The organism is Streptomyces sp. Rer75 (assembly GCF_013414305.1).
Classification (GTDB): domain Bacteria; phylum Actinomycetota; class Actinomycetes; order Streptomycetales; family Streptomycetaceae; genus Streptomyces; species Streptomyces himastatinicus.
In genome coordinates, this window is record NZ_CP058693.1 from 5877529 (window position 1) to 5898000 (window position 20472).

19 protein-coding genes are annotated in these 20472 nt (G+C 73.7%); 11 read left to right on the forward strand and 8 right to left on the reverse strand.

The annotated features are described in order from the left end of the window. The first annotated feature begins 13 nt into the window (after positions 1-13). Positions 14-1066, forward strand: coding sequence for a Zn-dependent alcohol dehydrogenase (locus HYQ63_RS25315; protein WP_179936131.1), 1053 nt, complete (start codon positions 14-16; stop codon positions 1064-1066). On the opposite strand, the gene HYQ63_RS25320 is transcribed toward HYQ63_RS25315, so the two are convergent. Next, complete coding sequence (locus HYQ63_RS25320; protein WP_179936133.1) at positions 988-2127, reverse strand: GlxA family transcriptional regulator; 1140 nt, start codon at positions 2125-2127, stop codon at positions 988-990. The two genes, HYQ63_RS25315 and HYQ63_RS25320, sit on opposite strands and share 79 nt — an antisense overlap. 42 nt (positions 2128-2169) lie before the next feature. On the opposite strand from HYQ63_RS25320, the gene HYQ63_RS25325 reads away from it, so the two are divergent. Beyond that, positions 2170-3555: an MFS transporter gene (locus tag HYQ63_RS25325; RefSeq protein WP_179936135.1), complete on the forward strand. Its 1386-nt coding sequence runs from the start codon at positions 2170-2172 to the stop codon at positions 3553-3555. Here the strand turns inward: HYQ63_RS25325 and HYQ63_RS25330 are convergent. From HYQ63_RS25330 to HYQ63_RS25345, 4 genes are all read right to left on the reverse strand, one after another. Continuing rightward, entirely contained in the window at positions 3530-4165 is a 636-nt protein-coding gene (locus HYQ63_RS25330; RefSeq protein ID WP_257232087.1) for a flavin reductase family protein, read from the reverse strand. The two genes, HYQ63_RS25325 and HYQ63_RS25330, sit on opposite strands and share 26 nt — an antisense overlap. 47 nt (positions 4166-4212) lie before the next feature. Beyond that, positions 4213-5031, reverse strand: coding sequence for an enoyl-CoA hydratase/isomerase family protein (locus HYQ63_RS25335; RefSeq protein WP_179936137.1), 819 nt, complete (start codon positions 5029-5031; stop codon positions 4213-4215). 79 nt (positions 5032-5110) lie between these two features. Continuing rightward, positions 5111-7351 carry an acetate--CoA ligase family protein gene (locus HYQ63_RS25340; RefSeq protein ID WP_179936139.1) on the reverse strand — a complete coding sequence of 747 codons (2241 nt, stop codon included), beginning with the start codon at positions 7349-7351 and terminating at the stop codon, positions 5111-5113. 219 nt (positions 7352-7570) lie between these two features. Further along, positions 7571-8728, reverse strand: a complete 1158-nt coding sequence (locus HYQ63_RS25345; protein ID WP_179936141.1) for an NAD(P)/FAD-dependent oxidoreductase — start codon at positions 8726-8728, stop codon at positions 7571-7573. 246 nt (positions 8729-8974) lie between these two features. On the opposite strand from HYQ63_RS25345, the gene HYQ63_RS25350 reads away from it, so the two are divergent. The 7 genes from HYQ63_RS25350 to HYQ63_RS25380 all read left to right on the forward strand — a co-directional run bounded on the left by HYQ63_RS25350 (position 8975) and on the right by HYQ63_RS25380 (position 15274). Beyond that, complete coding sequence (locus tag HYQ63_RS25350) at positions 8975-9469, forward strand: Zn-ribbon domain-containing OB-fold protein (RefSeq protein WP_179936143.1); 495 nt, start codon at positions 8975-8977, stop codon at positions 9467-9469. Positions 9470-9595: 126 nt separating this feature from the next. Beyond that, positions 9596-11158 carry an ATP-binding protein gene (locus tag HYQ63_RS25355; protein ID WP_179936145.1) on the forward strand — a complete coding sequence of 521 codons (1563 nt, stop codon included), beginning with the start codon at positions 9596-9598 and terminating at the stop codon, positions 11156-11158. Beyond that, a complete protein-coding gene (locus HYQ63_RS25360) occupies positions 11158-11574 on the forward strand; it encodes a roadblock/LC7 domain-containing protein (protein ID WP_106516416.1) in 417 nt (138 codons plus the stop codon). The genes HYQ63_RS25355 and HYQ63_RS25360 overlap by 1 nt, the downstream gene beginning before the upstream one ends. Then, a complete protein-coding gene (locus tag HYQ63_RS25365) occupies positions 11571-11963 on the forward strand; it encodes a DUF742 domain-containing protein (RefSeq protein ID WP_218929579.1) in 393 nt (130 codons plus the stop codon). The genes HYQ63_RS25360 and HYQ63_RS25365 overlap by 4 nt, the downstream gene beginning before the upstream one ends. Before the next feature lie 49 nt (positions 11964-12012). Further along, the gene (locus HYQ63_RS25370; protein WP_257232088.1) at positions 12013-12606 is read left to right on the forward strand and encodes an ATP/GTP-binding protein; all 594 of its coding nucleotides are present in this window, start codon (positions 12013-12015) and stop codon (positions 12604-12606) included. Then, on the forward strand, positions 12603-14045 hold the full coding sequence (locus tag HYQ63_RS25375; RefSeq protein WP_257232089.1) for a cytochrome P450: 1443 nt from the start codon (positions 12603-12605) through the stop codon (positions 14043-14045). Before HYQ63_RS25370 ends, HYQ63_RS25375 begins: the two co-directional genes overlap by 4 nt. Beyond that, positions 14036-15274, forward strand: a complete 1239-nt coding sequence (locus tag HYQ63_RS25380; RefSeq protein WP_218929580.1) for a cytochrome P450 — start codon at positions 14036-14038, stop codon at positions 15272-15274. Before HYQ63_RS25375 ends, HYQ63_RS25380 begins: the two co-directional genes overlap by 10 nt. A 9-nt stretch (positions 15275-15283) precedes the next feature. Here HYQ63_RS25380 and HYQ63_RS25385 read toward each other — a convergent pair whose 3' ends face one another. Beyond that, positions 15284-15973, reverse strand: a complete 690-nt coding sequence (locus tag HYQ63_RS25385; protein ID WP_179936149.1) for a pyridoxal 5'-phosphate synthase — start codon at positions 15971-15973, stop codon at positions 15284-15286. A 56-nt stretch (positions 15974-16029) separates the two neighbouring features. Next, a complete protein-coding gene (locus HYQ63_RS25390; protein ID WP_179936151.1) occupies positions 16030-17199 on the reverse strand; it encodes an acetyl-CoA acetyltransferase in 1170 nt (389 codons plus the stop codon). A gap of 68 nt (positions 17200-17267) precedes the next feature. Between HYQ63_RS25390 and HYQ63_RS25395 the strand changes: the two genes are divergently transcribed. Both HYQ63_RS25395 and HYQ63_RS25400 read left to right on the forward strand, forming a co-directional pair. Continuing rightward, entirely contained in the window at positions 17268-18476 is a 1209-nt protein-coding gene (locus HYQ63_RS25395; RefSeq protein ID WP_179936153.1) for an acyl-CoA dehydrogenase family protein, read from the forward strand. Positions 18477-18493: 17 nt separating this feature from the next. Then, positions 18494-18973 carry a nitroreductase family deazaflavin-dependent oxidoreductase gene (locus HYQ63_RS25400; protein WP_257232091.1) on the forward strand — a complete coding sequence of 160 codons (480 nt, stop codon included), beginning with the start codon at positions 18494-18496 and terminating at the stop codon, positions 18971-18973. Positions 18974-19655: 682 nt separating this feature from the next. Here HYQ63_RS25400 and HYQ63_RS25405 read toward each other — a convergent pair. Beyond that, positions 19656-20303: a TetR family transcriptional regulator gene (locus HYQ63_RS25405; RefSeq protein ID WP_063735950.1), complete on the reverse strand. Its 648-nt coding sequence runs from the start codon at positions 20301-20303 to the stop codon at positions 19656-19658. Between the last annotated feature and the right edge of the window lie 169 nt (positions 20304-20472).

Sequence of the window (20472 nt, forward strand, 5' to 3'; positions counted from 1 at the left end):
GGGGAGAGCGGGTATGAGAGGCGTTGTTCTCGACGGCAAGGGGCCTCGGGTGGTCGACGACCTGGAGGTACGCGACCCGGGCCCGGGGGAGGTGCTGGTGGCCGTGGCCGCCGCCGGGCTGTGCCACAGCGATCTGTCCGTCATCGACGGCACCATTCCGTTTCCCGTGCCGGTGGTGCTCGGCCACGAGGGCGCGGGCGTGGTCCAGTCGGTGGGACCCGGCGTCACCCATGTCGCCCCCGGCGACCACGTCGCCCTCTCCACCCTCGCCAACTGCGGCGCTTGCGCCGACTGCGACCGCGGCCGCCCCACCATGTGCCGCGCCGCGATCGGCAGGCCGGGGCGCCCGTTCCGCCGCGAGAACGGCGAGCGGCTGTTCAACTTCGCCTCCAATTCGGCGTTCGCGCAGCGCACGCTGGTCACGGCCGTCCAGGCGGTGAAGATCCCGGACGAGATCCCGCTCACCTCCGCCGCCCTCATCGGCTGCGGCGTCCTCACCGGCGTCGGCGCCGTCCTCAACCGGGCCCGGGTGGAACACGGCGAGTCGGTCGTCGTCATCGGCACCGGCGGCATCGGGCTCAACGTGCTCCAGGGGGCCCGGCTCGCCGGGGCGACCACCGTCGTCGCCGTCGACAACAACCCGGCCAAGGAGCCGCTGGCCCGGCGCTTCGGCGCCACCCACTTCGCAGCCACGCCCGACGCCGTACGGGAGATCCTGCCCACCGGCGCCGACCACGCCTTCGAATGCGTCGGCTCCACCCGGCTCATCCGGCAGGCCGTCGACCTCCTCGACCGGCACGGTCAGGCGGTGCTGCTCGGGGTTCCGCCCGCGGACGCCGAGGCGGCCTTCCGGGTCTCCACCCTCTACCTGGACAAGTCCATCCTCGGCTGCCGCTACGGCTCCGCACGCCCGCAGCGCGACATCGCCCGGTACGCGGAGCTGTACCGGCAGGGCCGGTTGCTGCTGGACGAACTCGTCACCCGCGTCTACCCGGTGGAGGAATTCGCCACGGCCGTGGACGACGCCCGCGGCGGGCGGGTGGCGCGGGCCGTGCTCACGTTCTGAGCGTTCCGAGCGTTCCGCGCGTTCTGAGTGTTCTGATCACTCCGATCGTTCCGGACGGGCCCGCCCTCGCCCGCGGAGGCCCGGAAGGTGCGCCGGTATGTGGTGGGGGAGACTCCGAGCGCGGCCTGGAGATGCTGCCGCATCGACGCGGGCGTGCCGAAGCCCGCGTCCCGCGCCACCTGGTCCACCGACAGGTCCGTGTCCTCCAGCAGATGCCTGGCCCGTTCCACCCGCTGCTGCGTCAGCCACTGGCCGGGGCTGACGCCGACCTCCTCGCGGAAGCGGCGGGTGAAGGTGCGGACGCTCATCGCCTCCTGGGCGGCCAGCTCGCGCAGCGTGAGGGGGCGGTCGAGGCGGCCGAGCGCCCAGGCGCGGGCCGAGGTGGTGGTGGCCTGCTGCGGTTCGGGCACCGGGCGGCGGATGTACTGGGCCTGGCCGCCGTCGCGGTGCGGTGGCACCAGGCTCTGCCGGGCGACCTCGTTGGCGACGGCGGTGCTGTGGTCGCGTCGTACGAGGTGCAGACACAGGTCCAGGCCCGAGGCGACTCCGGCGGAGGTGAGGACGTCGCCGTCGTCCACGAACAGCACATCCGGATCGACCGCGATGGCCGGGAAGAGCCGCTGGAAGTGGTCGGTGCTGCTCCAGTGGGTGGTGGCGGGGCGGCCGTCGAGCAGCCCGGCGGCGGCGAGCACGTACGAGCCGGTGCAGATGGACACCCAGCGGACGCCCGGGCGGGCGTGGGCGAGGGCGGCGGCGAGGGGTGCGGTCAGCCGTCCCTCGTCGTAGACCGGCCCGAGTTGGTAGGAGGCGGGCACCACGATGGTGTCCGCCTCGGCAAGGGCTTCCGGACCCCGCTCGACCATGATCGGGAAGTCGGCGTTGGTGGGGACAGGTCCGGGCTCGGGGGTGCAGGTCACCACCTCGTACAGCCGACGGCGGGCGGCCGAGCGGGCCATGCCGAAGATCCGGTAGGGGATGCCCAGTTCGAAGGGGATCACACCGGGCAGGGCGAGCACGGCGACGCGATGCGGCGTCGTCCCGGTCGTCTCGGGCTGGGGCATGGTCGGGCCTCCCGTCGCAGCGGCGTGGCCCGATCCTAGCGAATGCTGTCCCACGGGCCACTCGTTCGTGGGGAGCCGCCGCCCGATGCTGATCCAGTGACGCAGACAATCAGACCTCGTCAGGCTCCCGCCCCCGGACAGGGCGAGCAGCCGACCCGCCGGGCCCGCATACGCCGTCCGCACCGGGCGTGGCTGGTCGCCGCCGTCACCTTCATGACGATCACCATGGCGGCCGGATTCGCCTCCCTGCCCGGGCTGCTGGTCGACCCGCTCCATGAGGAGTTCGGCTGGTCGCGCGGCACCATCGGCTTCGCCGTGTCCGTCAACCTCGCGCTGTACGGGCTCACCGCGCCGTTCGCCGCCGCCCTCATGGACCGCTTCGGCGTCCGTCAGGTCGTCGCCGCCGCGCTGACGGTCATCGCCCTCGGCGGCGGTCTCACGGTCTTCATGACGTCCCCCTGGCAGCTCATCCTGTGCTGGGGCGTGCTCGTCGGCCTCGGCAGCGGGGCCATGGCGCTCGCGTTCGCCGCGACCGTCACCAACCGGTGGTTCGTCGCGCGGCGCGGTCTGGTCACCGGTGTCCTCACCGCGGGCGGCGCGTCCGGTCAGCTCGTCTTCCTGCCGCTGCTCTCCTGGCTCGTGGAGCGGCAGCACGACTGGCGTCCCGCCGCCATGACCGTCACGGTCGCGGCCCTCGCCATCGTGCCGTGCGTGGTGCTGCTCCTGCGCGACCACCCGTCCGACGTCGGGCTGACCGCGTACGGGGCCGACGGCCCGCCCGCCCCCAAGCCCGCCCCGCAGCGGGGCGCCGCCCGGCGCGCGGTGACGGCCCTCGTGTCGGCCTCGCGGACCGGTACGTTCTGGCTGCTCGCCGGGACGTTCGCGGTCTGCGGCGCCTCGACGAACGGCCTGGTCAAGACCCACTTCGTGCCCGCCGCGCACGACCACGGCATGCCGGTGACGGCGGCCGCGAGCCTGCTCGCGGTGATCGGCGTCTTCGACATCGTGGGGACGGTCGCCTCCGGCTGGTTCACCGACCGCTTCGACGCGCGGCGGCTGCTGGCCGTGTACTACGCGCTGCGCGGGCTGTCCCTGATGGTCCTGCCGCTGCTGCTGAACGACGCGGTGCACCCGCCGATGATCTTCTTCATCGTCTTCTACGGGCTCGACTGGGTGGCCACGGTGCCGCCGACGATCGCGCTGTGCCGGGAGTGGTACGGGGAGGACAGCGCCATCGTGTTCGGGTGGGTGCTGGCGTCGCACCAGGTGGGCGCGGGACTCGTGGCGTTCGTCGGAGGGGTGGCGCGGGACGCGTTCGGCAGTTACGACCTGGTCTGGTACGGGGCGGGCGGACTGTGCGCGGTGGCGGCCCTGATGGCGCTGATGATCCGGCGCGCTGCCGTTACCGCCCCGGTGCCAGGCGTGTGAACGCGCCGCGGTGGAAGAGGAGAGGGCCGTCGGCCGCCGCCTGTTCGTCGGTGTCCAGCGCGCACACCCGGCCCACCACCACCAGATGGTCGCCGCCGGTGTGGACCGTGTGAACGGTGCAGTCGATCCAGGCCGCGGCTCCCGTGAGGCGGGGGGACCCGGTGACGGGGCACGGGGTGTGCGGGACACCGGCGAACTTGTCCGGGCGGTCGGCGGAGCTGATCGCGAAGGACCGGCACAGCTCGGCCTGGGCCGCGCCCAGGATGCTGACGCAGAAGACGCCGCTCCGGGCGATCCGCGGCCAGGTCGTGGACGTACGGGCGACCATGAAGGCGATCAGCGGCGGGTCGAGCGACAGCGAGGTGAACGACTGGCAGGCGAAGCCGGTCGGGCCCGCCTCGTCGGTGGTCGCGACCACGGTGACGCCGCTCGCGAAGTGGCCCAGGACCCGGCGGAACTCCGCCGGGCTCAGGGGCGGGCGCTCATCCTCCTGTACGGCGCGCAGCGCGCGGCGCGCGCTGGGCGGAGGCGGTGGCCCGGCGGTGGTCGGCGAGCCGGCCGAGCGCAGATAGCGGACGGCGGTGGCGGCCATTCCGGCGTGTCCCATCATGGTTCTGTATCTCTCCTGTTCGCGGTTGTCGCGGTCCTGCGGTCCGTTCAGCGGCCCCGGTACACCGGGGCGCGGCGTTCGACGAAGGCCCGTACGCCCTCCTGCGCATCGGCCGTGGTCATGTTGGTCTCCTGGGCGGCGGCCTCGGCGGCGAAGGCGGCCGCCCGGCCGGACTCCAGCGACGCGTTGACCAGCGCCTTGGTGGCCGCGAGGGCGCGGGTGGGGCCCGCGGCGAGGCGTTCGGCCCAGGCGCGGGCGGTCTTGGCCAGGTCGCCGTCCGGTACGACGCGGTTGACCAGCCCGAGCCGTTCGGCCTCGGCGGCGGGCAGCGCGTCGCCGAAGAACAGCAGCTCCTTCGCCCGCTGGGGGCCGACCAGCCGGGGGAGGAGGTAGGCGCCGCCGCCGTCGGGGACGAGGCCGCGGCGTACGAAGACCTCGGTGAACGTGGCCGATTCGGCGGCCAGGACCAGATCGCAGGCGAGCGCGAGATGGGCGCCGAGCCCGGCGGCGGTGCCGTTGACGGCGGCGATGACGGGCTTCTCGCAGTCGAGTACGGCGGTGATGAGCCGCTGCGCCCCGCCGCGGATCAGCCGCGCGACGTCGCCGGCGACGCGCTCGGCCGGAGCGGACGGGGCGCCGCGCAGATCGGCGCCCGCGCAGAAGCCCTTGCCGGTGGCGGTGAGCACGACGGCCCGCACGGCCGGGTCTGCGGAGGCCTGATCGAGCCGGAGGATCAGGCGTTCCCGCTGGTCAGGGGTGAGGGCGTTGAGGGCGGACGGGCGGTCGAGGGTGATCCAGGCGACCCCGTTGTCAGTGGCGTGCCGTACAACGGAGTCGAGCACTTCTTCGGGGGAGGGAGACGTCATGGGGAGGCTCCTCAGGCTGTGGGCGCGGTGTCGACCGCGGGGCGGCGCGCGCCGCGCGCGACGCGTGCGCTGCATGCGCTCAGCGGCAGATCGCCAGCGCGTCGAGGGCCACCGCGCCCTGGCCGCGGGGCAGCACCATCAGGGGGTTGACGTCGAGTTCGGCGAGCTGGTCGCCGAGTTCCAGGGCCATGCGCTGCACCCGCAGCACGACCTCGACCAGGGCGTCCACATCGGACGGCGGCGCGCCGCGGACGCCATCGAGGAGGGCGTGGCCGCGCAGTTCGGCGAGCATGGCGCGGGCCTGGTCCTCGCCGAACGGGGGGACGCGGACGGCGGTGTCGCGCAGCACCTCGACGAGCACGCCGCCGATGCCGACGGTCACGGTGGGCCCGAAGAGGCTGTCGTGGGTGACGCCGACGACCATTTCGACGCCGCGCTCGACCATCTGGCACACCAGGACGCCGTCCAGCTCGACGCCTTCGTAGCGGGCGATGTCGGTGAGTTCGCGATAGGTGTCGCGGACCTGGCTGGCGGAGGTGAGGCCCAGCCGGACCAGACCGAGTTCGGTCTTGTGGGCGAGCTGGGGCGCGGACGCCTTCATGACGACGGGGTAGCCGACGAGTCCGGCGGCGCGCACGGCCGCGGCGGCGCTGGTGACGAGCTGTTCGCGCGGCACCCGGATGCCGTAGGCGCGCAGCAGCTGCTTGGCGGCGTGTTCGCTCAAGCGCTGGCCGGGGCGCAGCAGTCCGTTCGCCTTGCGCATCGACGGGGAGGGGGTGCGCGGGGCGTCGTCGAAGGGGGAGCGGTAGGAGGCGGTGAAGCGGTGGTGGCCGAGATAGGCGCGGACGGCGGTGATGCAGTTGCCGACGGTGCGGAAGGTGGCCACGCGGGAGGAGCCGAGCAGGGTGGTGCGGTAGGCGTCCTCGGTGCCGACGGGCGAGCCCCACACCACGCAGACGAGTTTGTCGGTGCGTTCCGCGGCGTCGACGAGGTCTTGTGCGAGCTTGTCGCTCATCGGCGGGAAGGGGCCGGTGATGGGACAGATCAGCACGCCCACGGCCGGGTCGGCGAGGATCGCGTCGATGATCTTCGGGCCGCGCCAGTCGCCGACGGGGTGACCGCCGTTGTCGACCGGGTTGGCGACGCGGAGGTCGCCGGGTATCCACTGGTGGAGTTCGGCCTGTTTCTCGGCGGAGAGGGTGGGCATCGGGAGCCCGGCCGCGGTGGCGAGGTCGGCGACGTGGGCGCCGGTGCCCCCGGAGATCGAATACACCACGACGCCCTCGGCGCGCGGGGGCCGGGCGCGGGCGAGCAGCGCGGCCGTGTCCTGGAGTTCGTCCAGGCCGTTCACCCGGATCACGCCGAACTGGCGCATGGCCGCGTCCACGACCGCGTCCGCGCCGGTCAGCTTGCCGGTGTGGGAGGCGGCGGTGCGGGCGCCGGTCTCGGTGCGGCCGACCTTGACGGCGACGACGGGCACCTTGGCGCGGGCGGCCCGGTCGGCGGCGAGGAGGAAGCCGCGGCCGTCCTTGAGCCCCTCCGCGTACAGGGCGATGGCACCGACCTCGGGCCGGGTGGCGAAGTACGAGAGGAAGTCGGCGCTCTCCAGGTCGGCCTCGTTGCCGGTGGGCGCCCAGTGGCTGAGCCGGATGCCCAGTTCCTGGAGGGTGTAGAGGGGGCGTCCCTGGTGGCCTGACTGGGTGATGAGGGCGATGGCGGGCCCTTCGAGGTCGTCGCGGAACTCCTCGAAGGCGTTCAGGTTGGTGTTGGGGCCCAGCAGCCGCAGCCCGGCGCGGCGGGCCGCGGCGGCGAGCCGGGCCTGGGCGGCGGCGCCCTCGTCGCCGGTCTCGGCGAAGCCGGAGGCGAAGACGACGGCGAACTTGACCTTGGCCCGGCCCAGTTCCTCGATGACCGGGAGGGGGTCGCGGACGAGGAGGACGGCGAGGTCGACGGGTTCGGGCAGTTCGGCGACGGACGGGACGCACGGGAGGCCGAAGACGGCCGGACGGGAGGGGTGGACGGGGTGCAGCCGGGCGCCGACGCGTTCGGCCCAGGCGAGGAGCTGCCGGGTGATGCCGGTGCCGGGGCGGCCTTCGGTGTCGGAGGCGCCGATGAGGGCCACCGACCGGGGGCGGAAGAAGCGGTCCAGGTCGGGGACCTCGGAGTGCAGCGGGCGGCCGCTGACGTCCAGGTCCTCGGCGTCGTCGAGGGCCGAGGCGCGCTGGTGGACCTGGACGGCGGGGCCGGGTGCCCGCCCGCAGGCGACGGCGCGGGCGTGACGGGAGTTGGTGGTGAGGGTGCCGTGAGTCGATCCAAGCATTGGGTATCCGCCACTCCTGCTCGTTGGCCAATAACCAGGTAACTGACGCCCAGTCACATTACTGAGTAGTCAGGCTACAGAGCTGACGGGCTGTCAGGAATGCTCGGTGCACGGAGAACACGCAGGGTGACGGCGCGGCCGTTACCGGCGGTACGGCGCGACGGCAACAAGAGGGTGCCCGCCCGGCGGCGTGCTCACGCCGCCGCGCGGGCGGCGAAATCAAGCCGTCGTGCGGGACACCGTCGACGCGATCTTCCTCGCGTCGAGGGCCAGCTCGCGCAGCATGCCGCTGATCGGGTTCGTATAGCCGGTGAAGTACAGGCCCGGTGCGGTGGGCAGGGTGCGCCTGCCGTGGGTGAGCGGATGCCCGCGGCCGTCCAGCACGCCCAGATGTCCGACCAGGTCCTCCAGCCCGCGCCGGTAACCGGTCGCCGCGATCACCGCCTCGGGGCCGATGCGCGAGCCGTCGGCCAGCACCACCTTGTCCTGGTCCAGCGACTCGACCGCGGCGACCACCTCCACCCGCCCCGTCCGCACCGCGTCGACCAGCCCCACGTCCTGTACCGGGATCGCGCCCTGCCGCACCCGGGTGTAGAGCCCGGCCTCCGGCCACGGCAGCCCCTGCGCGGTCAGGTCCGGCATGCTCAGTCGGCACATCAGCCGCGCCGCCCGGTCCACCACGCCCCGCGGCAGCCGCCGCACCAGGATGCCGGTGCGCTGTGCGGGCCAGCCCGCCGTCGAGCGGCGCAGGATGTGCGGCGCGGTACGGACCGCCAGCCGCACCCGCGCCGCGCCGCCCTCGACCAGGTCGACCGCGATCTCCGCGCCCGTGTTGCCGACCCCGACCACCAGCACGTCCCGGCCCTCGTACGGCCGGGCGTTGCGGTAGCGGTGGGCGTGCAGCAGCTCGCCGGTGAAGGTGTCCCGGCCCGGCCAGTCCGGCAGCCGCGGCGTGTGGTTGTAGCCGGTCGCGACCACGGCCACCGGCGAGGTCAGCTCCCGCCCGCCACCGGCCCGCAGTACCCAGCCGGTGTCATCGTCGGCCCGGTCGATACGGGTCACCTCCACACCCGTGACGATCTCCAGCCGGTGGTGCTCCGCGTACCGCTCCAGATAGCGCACCACGTCGTCCCGGGCGACCCAGCGCCCGAACGCGCGCGGCATCGGCAGGCCGGGCAGCGCGGAGAGGCGGCGCGTGGTGTGCAGATGCAGCCGGTCGTAGTGGCCGCGCCAGGAGGCGGCGACCGTGTCGGACTTCTCCACGACCACGGCGTGGATACCGCGTCCGCGCAGCGCGGCGGCGGTGGCGAGCCCGCCCGGGCCGCCGCCGATCACATAGACGGGTGAAGGGGATCTCGCGGGGAGACTGTCGGCCATGGTGGGGAGCGTAGTCCGGCTGCTTGACGGGTTTCGGTCAAAGGAATTCCGAATCGGTTGCGGATCGGCCACGGAGGCGGGCGCCCGCCCCTTGCGTCGGTCCACCCGTGCCCTCGTGCCCGTCCGCCCGCCCCTTGTGCCCATCCGCCCGCCCCCTTGTACTCGTCCATCCTCCCCTTGTGCCCGTCCGCCCCGGCACCGGAAACTGATGTGCCGTCAGAAACGGCGGTCGGAAGGAGTACGCGCATGAGCGGCCCCGACACCTCCGGCGCCCCCGCGGCGCCCCGCTTCGACCTGCCCGAACCCGACCCCTTCAGCCGCCCCTACTGGGACGCCGCAGCCCGCGGCAGGCTGCTGATCCGTCGCTGTGCCTCGTGCGGCCGGGCCCACCACTACCCCCGCGAGTTCTGCCCGCACTGCTGGAGCGAGGACGTCGCCTGGGAGGAGGCGAGCGGCACCGCCACCCTCTACACCTGGTCCGAGGTGCACCGCAACGACCTCCCGCCCTTCGGCGCCCAGGTCCCGTACACCGCCGCCGTCGTGGATCTCGCCGAGGGGCCGCGGATGATGACCCGGATCGTCGACCACCCCGCCGACGGGCTGCGCGCCGGGATGCCGCTGCGCGTCACCTTCCGCGTACTCGGGGAGGGCGCCCCGGCCGTTCCGGTCTTCCGGCCGTGCCGGGCGGCCCGTATGAATGATCAGGCCGAATTCTCATCTGGCGGCGAAGAAAATCGATGATCAATCTTGAACAAACGCTCGGCCGGATGCCTAGACTGACCGCCTAACTTCCGCCTTTTACCGAGGACTTACTCTTCAGGCGCCCGGCGGCTGTTGCCTGCTCGACCCACCGGCCGCGAGGAATCGATGACTCCGATACATCCCGATCAGCGTGAGCGGTCGCGTGCCCGCCGGTGGAACTCCCCCGCCAAGCGGGCCCTCCTCGGCCTCCTGGTGACGGCCCCCGTACTCGGCATCGCCGGGTGGACGGCGGCGGCAGCCGCACCCGAAGCGGCGAGACCCGCGGTGGCCGGGTGCGCGGTGGCGGCCGGGGCGCTGGTGAGCGCCGCGGTCGCGGCGGCGGCGCACCGCGGCGCGGCCCTCAGACGTGCCCGAGCCGAGGTCCGGGAGCTGAGGGCCCGGGTCGCCACGTCCGAGCAGCGGGCCGCCTCCGCGGAGCAGCGGGCCGCCGCGTCCGAGCGGCGGATCGCCGCCGCGGAGCGGGAGCTCGACCACACCGTCGGCACCGCGTTACCCGCCCTCGTCGAGCAACTGCGCGGCCGGGTCCCGGCGGACCAGGCCCTGGCCGGGATCGAACGGCCCGCCACCGGGCCGCTGCGCGCCCTGCTGGAGACCATGGGCGGCGAGCTGTCCCGGGAGCGGCAGAAGCGCACCGAGATGGTGGCCGCGTTCCGCAGCATCGCCGGTCGCCTCCAGGCGCTGGTCGCCGGAAACCTCGCCCGGCTGCGGGAGATGCAGGACCGCTACGAGGCCGACGCCCTCGACGACCTCTTCCAGCTCGACAGCACCACCTCGCAGACCGGCCGGATGGCCGACCGCATCGCCGTCCTCACCGGCGCGCTGTCGGGCAAGCACTGGCCCAGGCCCATCGTCATCTGGCGGGTGCTGCGCGCCGCCACCTCCCGCATCGAGGGGCTGGAGCGGGTGGAGATCCGCTGCACCAGCGAACAGGCCGTGGTCGGCGCCGCGGCCGAGAAGGTGATCACGCTCCTCGCCGAGTTGATCGACAACGCCGTGAGCTTCTCGCCGCCCTCCACCGCCGTGAACGTCTACGTCCAGGAGGTCCCGCGCGGGATCGCCGTCGAGATCGCGGACAGCGGCCTGGCCATGCAGCCCGACATGCTCGCCCGGGCGCAGCAGGCGGTCGCCGCCGACCCGTCCAGCATGCTGAAGCTGTCCGGCACCCGGCAGGGTCTGCTGGTGGTGGGCATGATCGCCCGGAAGTTCGGGCTGCGCGTCAGCTATCAGGCGTCCGCGACCGGCGGTACGGCGGTCACGGTACTGATCCCGCAGCAGCTCCTCACCGAGGCCCGAGCCGACCACCACACCCCGGGCCACGACGCCCCGGGCCACGACGCCCCGGGCCACCACGCCACGGTCTCGCCCACTCCCGAACGCCGCGCCACGGTCCGCCGCGCCACCGCGCCGCCGCTTCCCTCCCGCAGACCGCCGTCGCCCGGGGAGCGATCCGAAGAGCGGTCCGGGGCCCATTCGCTCACCCCCGAGGGGCTGCCGAGGCGCCGTCGCAAGCAGGTCGAGACCGGCACCGAGCGGGGCGCCGAGCCCCCGGCGCCGCCACCTCCCGTACGCAAGAAGCGCGCGGAGGCTGGGAACCGGTTCGGTTCGTTCCACACCGCCGTCAAGCAGGACCGCACTCGCACGACACCACGCTCGGAAGGCACGACCTGATGAACCCGCATGATCTCGACTGGAAGCTCGACGCCCTGCTGGCGAAGACCCCGGGGGCGCGGCACGCGCTCGCGGTGTCCAACGACGGACTCGTCATCACCCACTCCTCCGACCTGTCCCAGTCGGAGGCGGAGACGCTGGCCGCCATCGCCTCCGGGATCCAGAGCCTGGCCAGAACGGTGTCGACCAAGTTCGGCGACGGCACCGGCAGCGTGGAGCACTCCCTGGTCGCGGTCGGCGGCGGACTGCTGATGACCGTCGAGGCGGGCGAGGGCGCCCATCTCGCGGTGCTCGCCCGGGAGGACGCCGACCCCGGGATCGTCGGCAACAGCATGTCCGTACTGGTCGACGGCCTCCTCGCGTACATCACCTCGCCGCAGCGCGTGCCCGGGGAGGAGGGCGGCGCGACGGCATGATGCGCTGGGACGTCCATGAACAGCCGGACCGGCTGTTCGCCGCGACGGGGGGACGTAGCCGCGCGTACACGGAGTTCGATCTGGTGTCACTGGTCGTCAGCGAGTCCGAACCGGCTGTGGGCATGGCCCCGGAGGCGGTTCAGATCCTGAGGCTGTGCCGCCATCCGATGGCGCTGGTGGAGGTCTCCGCGCGGTTACGCATGCCCGTGGGCGTCGTCGCGATCCTGCTGTCCGATCTGCTCGCCGAGGGCCGGATCTCGGTCCGCCATCCCAGCAGCGGGGCCGGTGGCGGCGGGCCGTCCGCTCCGCGGGGCGTGGCGGCCGCCCCGGCGCGGCTGCCCGACACCGGCCTGGTCCGAGAGGTTCTCGTTGCACTCAAAAATCTCTGACACGGCCGACGCCGAGCCACAGGCCCCCTTGGGCGGCGCCGAAGCGCCCTTGGGCGACGTCGAGGCCCCGTTGAGCGATACGGCCCGTGACGCGGTGAAGATCGTGATCTCCGGCGGCTTCGGCGTCGGCAAGACGACCTTCGTCCGGGCCGTCAGCGAGATCGACCCGCTGACGACCGAGGCCGTGATGACCGAGAAGGGCGTGGGAGTCGACGACGTGGCCGGGGTGGAGGGCAAGTCGGCCACCACGGTCGCCTTCGACTTCGGCCGGATCAGCGTCACCGAGCGGATCGTGACGTATCTGTTCGGCGCCCCCGGGCAGAGCCGCTTCCGGTTCCTGTGGGACAACCTGTTCCTGGGCGCCTGGGGCGCGGTGGTCCTGGTGGACACGCGGCGGCTGGAGGACTCGTTCCCCGTCATCGACCACCTGGAGCGCAAGGGGATGCCGTTCGTCGTCGCCCACAACCGCTTCGACGACAGTCCGGACCACACCCTGGACGGCATACGCGGCGCGCTCGATCTCGCGGACGGGATACCGCTGGTCGCCTGCGACGCCCGTTCCCACACCTCGGGCAAGGACGTCTTGGTGGCGCTGCTCGACCATCTGCACACCCTGTCCGCCGCCCAGGAGGCCGCCTCGTGACCCAGCCGACCTCACCGTCCGACCCGTCCGACCCGTCCGGCGTACTGGACGAACCCGGCGCACCGGACGGGCCGGGTTTACGCGGCGACCCCGGCGTCCCCTCCGCCCCCGGCGTCCCCTCCGACCCCGGCGCCCCCTCCGAATCCGGCGCCCCGACCGAACCAGAGCCCGCGGCCCCCGCGCCGCCCGCCATCGAGCAGCCCGCGTCCCACCGGGACGCCGTCGAGCTGTTCGGCCCGCGCTTCCAGGACACGCCCGCCGAGGTGTACCGGGAGCTGCGGAACGCCTACGGGCCGGTCGCGCCCGTGCTGCTCCCCGGCGGCGTCCCCGCCTGGCTGGTCCTCGGCTACCGCGAACTGCTGCGCGTCACCGAGAACACCAAGGTGTTCGGGCGCGGTTCGGCCCGCTGGAAGCTGTGGCCGCAGATCCCGCCGGACTGGCCGCTGCGTCCCATGGTCGAGGACAACGGATCGCTGCTGTACCGGGAGGGCGACGATCACCGCAGGCGCGCCGGAGCGGTCGGATCGGCCCTCGAAGCGGTCGATCTCAATCAGATGCAGGACGCCACCCAGTCGTTCGCGCAGGGCCTGATCGACAAGCTGAGCGAGGGCAGCCGGGCCGATCTGGTCGCCGACTACGCCCATCCGCTGCCCGTGCTCGCCCTCAGCCGCGTCCTCGGCCTGTCCGACTCCGAGGGCGTCGCGCTGGTGAAGGCGATCAACGACATGGTCGACGGCGGCCCCGACGCCCTGCGCGGGCAGCTCGAGGTGCGCGGCACCATGGAGCGGCTGGTGGCCCGTAAACGCGCCGACCCCGGCCCGGACGCCACCTCCCGGATGCTCGCCGACGGCGCCGGTCTCACCGACCAGGAGGTGGTCGAGGACCTGATGGTCCTCACCCTCGCCGGACACCAGCCGTGCACGGACTGGATCGGCATGACCCTGTGGCTGCTGCTCACCGACCACGACTACGCCGCCGACATGGGCGGCGGCCGCCGCTCGGTCCGCCAGGCCATGCACCAGGTGCTGCGCGACCACACCCCGGTGCAGATCTTCGCGGGCCGCTTCACCACCCAGGACACCGTCCTGGGCGCGACCCGCATCCCGGCCGGGGACCTGGTGCTGCTCGGGCTCGCGGGGGCCAACACCGACCCCTATATACGTCCGCAGGCGGGCGGGGTGGCGGGGCCGGAGGGCCACAACGCCTATATGTCGTACAGCCACGGCGAACACCGCTGCCCGTACGCGGGGCAGTGGATCGCCGAGGTCGTCGCCCACACCGCCGTCGAGACCCTGCTGGAGCACCTGCCGGACGTGGAGCTGGCCGTGCCCGCGGACGAGTTGCGCTGGCGCCCCTCGCCCTGGCTGCGCGGTCTGACCTCGCTGCCCGTCACCTATACGCCCGCCCACTCATACACCGGAGGCTTCGGTTGGGACTGACAGAGGACGACCGCCCCGTTCTGCTCGACCCGACGATCCGTACGTCCGCGGAGGAGAGCGAACTCCTCTACGCCGCAGGTCCCGTGGTCCGGGTGGAGCTGCCCGGCGGGGTGCCCGCCTGGGCCGTCACCCATGACGCGCCCGCCCGCGAGGTGATGCGCGACAGCCGCTTCGTGAAGGACATCAACCGGTGGGGTGCCTGGAAGCGCGGTGAGATCCCCGCGGACTGGCCGCTGATCGGCCTGGTCGACCTGGGGACCTCCCTGGTCAGCACGGACGGCGCCGAGCACCGGCGGCTGCGCAGGCCGGTCGCCCGGGAGTTCACCCCGCAGCGGGTGGAGGCGCTCCGCGGCCGCGTCGAGGAGATCACCCGCGAGCTGCTCGACCGTACGGAGCGTGCCGCCGCGGCCGAGGGCTCGGGCGGGGTGGTGGACCTCAAGGACACCTTCGCGTTCCCGCTGCCCATCACCGTGGTCGGCGAGCTGTTCGGCATGCCGACCGAATGGCACCGGCCGCTGCGGGAGCTGTACGACAGCTTCTTCGACGACAAGGCCGCCCCCGAGACCGTCCTCGCCACCCTCCAGGGGCTGTACGACTACATCGCCCGACTGGTCCGGCTCAAGCGCGACGAGCCCGGCGCCGACCTCACCAGCGCGCTGCTGTCGGAACTCGGCGACGAGCCGTCGGAGGAGGCCGTCGAGGAGCTGATCGCCACCATCCAGGTCATGATCACGGCAGGGCACGAGACCAGCGTCCATCTGATCGTGAACGCCGTACGGTCGCTGCTGGGCGACCCCGCACAGCTCGAACTCGTCCACACCGGCCGCTACAGCTGGGACGATGTGGTCGAGGAGAGCCTGCGGCTGGACTCCCCGACGCTGAACTTCCTGTTCCGCTTCGCCACCGAGGACATCGACATCGCCGGAACCCTCGTCCGCGAGGGGGAGGGCGTGGTCATCAGTTACGGCGGCATGGGCCGCGACCGCGGCCAGCACGGCGCGGACGCCGACCGCTTCGACATCTCCCGCCGCCCCCGGCACACCTCCTTCGGCCACGGCCCGCACAGCTGCCCGGGCTCGGCGCTCGCCCGGCTGGAGACCACCATCGCGCTGCGCGAACTCTTCGCCCGCTTCCCCGGTCTGCGGCTCGCCGACCCGGACGGGCCGCCGGAGCGCTCCCCGTCGGTCATCGTCAACGGCCAGCGGGCGCTGCCGGTGCGCCTGGGCTGACCGCAGGTTTCACGGCCAGAGCAACTCGCGCCGCCAGCCGCCGCGTTCCTCCAGGGCGCGGCGGTAGCGGAGCCGGACGTGCCGGCGCCGCGCCTCCTCCTGGTAGAACTCCACCTCGTCCGGTTCCAGGACGTACAGCGTCCAGGTGGGGGCGGTGGCGCCCGGGTCGCGTTCGGCCCGCTCGTGCGCGTCCTCGAAGGCCCGTTCCAGGTCCTCGTACGCACCGAGCACCGCGCTCTGCCGTCCCGCCCCGGCCAGCGCCGCCGCCAGCGCGGCGGGGGAGCGGCCGCGCAGGTCCGCCGCGCTCTCCTCGGGCCCGGCCTCCGTGACGCGCCCGCCGATCCGGACCTGCCGTCCGCTGCGCATCCAGTGGAAGCCCAGCGACGCGTACGGGTGCTCGGCCAGCTCGCGGCCCTTGCGGCTGGTGCGGTGGGTGCCGAAGTGCCAGCCGCGGGCGTCGGCGTCGTGCAGCATCACCGTGCGCAGGGACGGGCGGCCGTCCGCGCCCGCGGTGGCGAGCATCATCGTGTGCGGGCCCGGTTCGCCGCCCCCGGCGGCCTCGCGCAGCCACCGCCGGAAGAGCGGAAGCGGGGCGTCCGGAGCCTGGGCGGGGTCGAACACGGGCAGCTCGTCGGCGTGCGGGACGCGCAGGCCCCGCAGCAGCTCCCGGAAGGCCTCATCGTCGTGTGCGTCGCTCATCGGGTCCCCATCCGATCACCCGGCGCCGGTCCGGGCAAGCGGAAGCCCCAGAGGGCTCAGCCGCGGCCGAGCACCACCGTGCCCGACGAGCAGAACCAGCCGCCCGTCCCCGACGCCACGGCCAGCTCCGGCAGTCGCCCGCCCGCCTTGCGGACCTGCCGGGCCCCCGCCTCGCCGCGCAGCTGCCGTACCGCCTCGACCAGCAGGAACAGCCCGCGCATCCCGGGGTGGCAGGCGGACAGGCCGCCGCCGTCGGTGTTGACCGGCAGCGCGCCGCCGAGCGTCAGCCGCCCGTCCGCCGCGAACGAGCCGCCCTCGCCCTTGGCGCAGAAGCCGAGGTCCTCAAGGGTCACCAGGGTCATGTAGGTGAACGCGTCGTACAGCTCCGCCACATCGATCTCCGACGGCCGCACCCCCGCCCGCGCGAAGGCGTCGCGCCCGGAGGCCGCCGCGGGCGAGACGGTGAAGTCGTCCCACTCCGACATGGCCGAGTGCGAGACGGCGGTGCCCGAGCCCAGCACCCACACCGGGGGCCGGGCGGTGTCCGTGACGAGGTCCTCGGCCGCCAGCAGCACCGCGCAGCCGCCGTCCGAGCGGATGCAGCAGTGCAGTTTGGTGAAGGGGTCGGCGATCATCGGCCCGCTCAGCACGTCATCGACCGTGATCGGTTCCCGGTACATCGCGTCCGGGTTGTGCGCGGCGTTGGCGCGTGCCTGTACGGCGATGTCCGCGAGCTGTTCGAGCGTGGTGCCGTACTCGTGCATATGGCGACGCGCGGCCATCGCGTACTTGGCGACGAGGGTGTGGCCGTACGCCACCTCGAACTGATGCGGTCCGCGCGCCCCGAAGGAGAGGTTCGCGGTCCGGCGGCCCGCCCGGATGTCGGCGCGGGCGGTCGAGCCGTAGACGAGGAGGACGGCGCGGGCGTGCCCGGTGGCGATCGCGTCCGCCGCGTGCGCCGCCATGACCTCCCAGGTGGCCCCGCCGACGGCGGTCGAGTCGGTCCAGCCGGGCCGCAGCCCCAGGTACTCGGCCACCTCCACGGGCGCCAGCGTGCCGAGCCCCGCCGAGGCGAAGCCGTCCACCACGGACCGGTCGAGACCGGAGTCGGCCAGCGCCCGGCGGGCGGCCTGGGCGTGCAGGGTGTAGGGGGTGGGGCCGTCGACGCGGCCGCAGTCGGCGAGGGCGACGCCGACGACGGCGACCTTGCGAGGGGCATGCGTCATGTATCTGACGGTACATCAGATCTCTGCGTTAGTATGACGGATCGTCAGGAACGGGAGGTGCTCGTCCGATGGATGTCGCGCTCAGCGAGGAGCAGGAGGAGATCCGGCGCACCCTGCGGGAGCTGCTGCGGGGGCGGTGCGGCGGTGACGAGGTCAAGGCCGCGGTCCGCACCGCGGCCGGATACGACGAGGCGCTGTGGGGCCGTCTCGCGCGACGGCTGGGCCTCCCCGGGCTCGCCCTGCCCGCGGCGTACGGCGGCGTCGGCTGCGGGCCCGTCGAGCTGGCGCTCGCCTGCGAGGAGACCGGCCGCGCACTGCTGCCCTCGCCGCTGCTGGCCACCGCCGTGCTCGCCGCGCCCCTGGTCGCCGCCCTCGGGACCGGCGCACAGCGCGCCGGGCTGCTGCCGCGGATCGCGGGCGGCGAGCTGACGGCGGCGCTCGCGGTGCCGGGCCGGGCGCTCTCCCGGGCGCTGGGACTCGACCAGCCCGACGGCCGTGACGCGGCGGACTGGGCGGGCGGGGGCCGCGCGGGCGGCGTCCAGGCCCGGATCCGGGACGGCGGCTGGCGGCTGTACGGGCAGGTGGAGCAGGTGCTCGACGGCCACAGCGCGCGGCTGCTGCTGGTCGCCGCCCGCGCCGGGGGCTATACGCGCGGCCGCACCCTCGTCTTCGCCGTGACCGCGGACGCGGCCGGGCTGGTCCGCACCCGGCTGACCGCGCTGGACGAGACCCGGCCGCAGGCCCGCATCGAGCTGCGGGACGTCCCGGCCGAGCTGCTGGGCGAGGACGGCGCGGACGTGGCGGGCGCGCTGGCCGGGCTGGGCGGCCCGGCGGCGGCCGTCCTCGCGGCCGAGGCGGTGGGCGCGGCGGACGCGGCCCTCACCCGTACGGTCGACCATGTACGGACGCGGGAGCAGTTCGGGCGGCCGATCGGCTCCTTCCAGGCGGTCAAGCACCGGCTGGCCGATGTGTACGTCGCGATTCAGGCGGCGCGCTCGGCCGCGTACTACGCGGCATGGGCGGCCGACGGGCCGGAAGCCCCGGTCGCGGGCCCGCTGGCGCTCGCGGCCGCGCTGGAGGCGCAGCGTGCGGCCGCGGGCGAGGCCGTGCAGCTGCACGGCGGCATCGGCATCACCTGGGAGCACGACGCGCACCTGTACCTCAAGCGGGCCGCCTCCGACGAGCTGCTCTTCGGCCCCGCCCACCGGCTGCGGGCGCGGGCGGCAGACCGGGACGGGGTCTTCGCCCCGGCCGCCGCCGCGGCGGTGACGGTCTGATGCCGCCGGGGGAGCGGATGACCCGGCTCGTCCAGAAGGTGTCCTCGGGGCGCGTCTTCGCGCGGCTCGCCCCGCACGTCGTCCCGGCCTTCGACCGCGCCGTCCACCGGCTGACCCGCGGCCGGGTGCTGCCGAGCGCGCGGATGCTGCCGGGGGTGGTCCTCACGGCGCGCGGCGCGCGGTCCGGGCTGCCCCGCCGTACGCCGCTGGCCTGCATGCCGGAGGACGGCGGCTGGATCCTGGTCGGCAGCAACTTCGGCCGCCCCGGCCATCCGGCCTGGACCGCCAATCTGCTGCGGCACCCGGACGCGGAGATCAGCTGGCAGGGCCGCGACATCCGGGTCCGGGCCCGGCTGCTGGAGGGCCCGGAGCGGGAACGGGCCTGGTCGGCGGTGGTGGCCTTCTGGCCGCCGTACGAGCGCTACCAGGCGCGGGTGGAGCGCCGGATCCGCCTCTTCCGCCTGGAGCCGGTGCCGGTGCCCGGGCCGGAGGCGTAAGGGGGCGCGGCGCGTGTTCACCTCGGCGGAGGGGCTGGATTTTGCGTACCCGGAACGGGGTGGGGGCGCGGTGGGTCCGGTGGGTGGTGCCGGGGCGGGGCCTCCGGGGCGGGGTCCCGGACCGTATATTTACGGCGCCGGTGCGGTGGAGCGTTGGGTGGGCCGGGAGTCCACGGCGCCACAAATACACGTCAGCGTCCGGAACCCCACCCCTGCGACCCCGCCCCTCCGCCGCATGGCGGCTCCCCGCCGGTGGCACCACGCGCGGGGCCTGGGGGGCCACACCCAGTCCCGGCCGGAACATCCCAGCCCCTCCAGGGGATACCTCCCAGCGGTAGCTGGGGGGTCTGAGGGGCGGGGTTCAGGGGCGGTGATGCCCCACCCCCAGCCCCTCCGGCGTTTGAGGAGCGGGGTTCAGGGGCGGTGATGCCCCACTCCCAGCCCCTCCGGCGTTTGAGGAGCGGGGTCCAGGGGCGGAGCCCCGTCGGTGTGGGGCGGAGCCCCTCAGGTCCGGGCGGAGCCCCAGCTGGCCGCGGCGGACCACTCGTGTCCGAGTGATCCGCCGTGACATGACAGGACGTGCTGGCCCGCCGACCGGGCCCGACCGGCGTCGGCGCGCGGATGTGCGCGGGGGCGCGTACGAGCGCGCTGGCGCCGTGGTGCCGCGGTGCGCGCCGCGGTGCTATTTCGGCGGCTTGCGGCCGGTGATCCCCAGGTGCACCAGCAGCGCCAGGCTCGGCTTGAGGTCGGCCTGCTTGACGCCCCAGCTCTGGAACCCCTTCTGGTGGGCGGAGACCGCCGCCAGCATGGCGACGAGCGAGCCCGCCACGGCCGCCGGCTGGACGTCCTTGTCGTACCTGCCCTTGGACTGAAGCTCCTTGATGGCGTCCGTCAGGGAGTTGGTGACGGAGTTCAGGATCTTCATGCGGATCTTGTAGAACCGCTTGTCGCCCTCGGCCGCGCCGAGGTCGACCACGCGCAGAATGGCGTCGTGTTTGCGCCAGAAGGAGAGGAAGCCGTCGACCAGCTCGTCGGCCGCCGTGGCGCCGGACTTGCCCGCCCAGGAGCGTCCGGAGACGAGTTCGGTCAGACCCGCGCCCTCCTTCGCCATCTCCTCGGCGATCTCGAGGACGGCGCCCTCCACATCGGGGAAGTACTGGTAGAACGTCGCCGGTGAGGTGCCTGCCTTGCGGGCGACATCGATGACTTTGACGTCTCGGTACGGGGATGTGCTGAGCATCTCGCCGAGGCAGTCGAGCAGCTTCTGCCGCGTCGCCTGCCCGCGACGACCGGCCACCCGACCGTCGACGGTGCGTACTTGTCCTGTCATGCCGTCAGCTTACCGAGGGGTGATCGAAGCGCGATTCGACTGCGTGCAAATGGGGTTCGTACGGGATGAGAGGGTTTGTGAGTCCTCTTCCGCAGCTCGGAATGGCTGATTCCGGCCCCAACCGGTGGCCTCTCGGACGTCGTCAAGCCGTCAATCACCGCTCCGTCAT